Source organism: Psychrobacter sp. GW64-MNA-CIBAN-0177 (assembly GCF_040309585.1).
Classification (GTDB): Bacteria; Pseudomonadota; Gammaproteobacteria; order Pseudomonadales; family Moraxellaceae; genus Psychrobacter; species Psychrobacter okhotskensis.
Map to the genome: position 1 here is coordinate 1 of NZ_JBEOOY010000159.1, position 280 is coordinate 280.

Genomic DNA, 280 nt, shown 5'->3' on the forward strand with positions numbered 1-280 from the left:
CAATTAAAGAACATGACCCTGAGCAAAATGTCTTTTTAACTGAGCAATGTATGATTGCCGGTATGGATTTATTGCTTGATCATCCTGACTTGTATGACCAAGCGATGGAAGCGGGTTTTGACTTATTGGTCGTTGATGAGGCGCATCATCTGCATTGGGATGAAGAGCGTGGTGGTAATGATAAATATGACTTGATTGCAGATTTTGCCGAAGAAACGCCGGGTGTGATGTTATTAACCGCAACGCCTGAGCAATTGGGCACGCAAAGCCATTTTGCGCG

The 280-nt window shown here is 44.3% G+C and carries 1 protein-coding gene; it reads left to right on the top strand.

Annotated elements, in window-relative coordinates; genetic code table 11:
• Positions 1–280, top strand: a 280-nt coding sequence (locus AAEY79_RS14595) for a DEAD/DEAH box helicase family protein (RefSeq protein ID WP_352289022.1), incomplete at both ends; no start/stop codon positions are given.